This window comes from Caballeronia sp. LjRoot34 (assembly GCF_964253815.1).
Lineage (GTDB): Bacteria > Pseudomonadota > Gammaproteobacteria > Burkholderiales > Burkholderiaceae > Caballeronia.
In genome coordinates this window covers 1-812 of sequence record NZ_CAXUSB020000027.1, presented here as the reverse complement: position 1 = coordinate 812, position 812 = coordinate 1, and the positions used below count along the sequence as shown (strand labels likewise).

Annotated in this window: 1 protein-coding gene; it reads left to right on the top strand. The window is 52.8% G+C overall.

The annotated features are described in order from the left end of the window. Positions 1-61 precede the first annotated feature (61 nt). Positions 62-757, top strand: a complete 696-nt coding sequence (locus ACSQ36_RS46980) for an IS6 family transposase (protein ID WP_436187631.1) — start codon at positions 62-64, stop codon at positions 755-757. Positions 758-812 lie beyond the last annotated feature (55 nt).

Here is an 812-nt window from a genome sequence, read left to right as displayed (position 1 = left end):
GGTTCTGTCGCAATAAGGCGGTGCGGTATTATGTTCGGAGCCGAAACGAATTTTTTGCCCGATGAAACAGAGCCTGACGCCAGCCTTAGCGCGCGTGTTCAAACGCCTTCACTATCCGTTTGATGTGATGCTGATGTGTGTGCGCTGGTATGTTGCCTACGGACTGAGTGTACGAAACCTGGAAGAGATGATGGCTGAACGAGGCATCGAGGTCGATCATTCGACGGTGCATCGTTGGGCAATCAAGTTGCTGCCAGTTCTTGGAAAAGCCTTCGGTCGCCGCAAGCGCCCGGTGGGCAAGAGCTGGCGCGTTGATGAGACGTACATCAAGGTCAAGGGAGCGTGGAAGTATCTGTATCGAGCAGTAGACAAGGCCGGGCATACGGTTGATTTCCTGCTACGAGCCCATCGCTACAAGGCTGCAGCACAGCGCTACTTTGAGAAATCGATTGATCAGAACGGTGAGCCTGAGACGATAACGATCGATAAAAGTGGCTCCAACCTGGCCGCGCTTGAAGCACTGAACGCCCAGCGCGACACGCCGATCAAGATCCGCCAGAACAAGTATTTGAATAACATCATCGAACAGGATCACCGGGCAATCAAACGACGCACTCGCCTCATGCTCGGCTTCAAGACATTCCGGTGTGCACGCATTCTGCTGGGCGGCATCGAACTCATGCATATGATTAAGAAAGGCCAGATGACAGGCGCTGGCCAAACGGTTGCCGAGCAGTTTTACTCGTTAGCCAAATAAGCACTGCATATCATATCTCTTTTGCTTACCCCGGCATCCTTATTGCGACAGAACC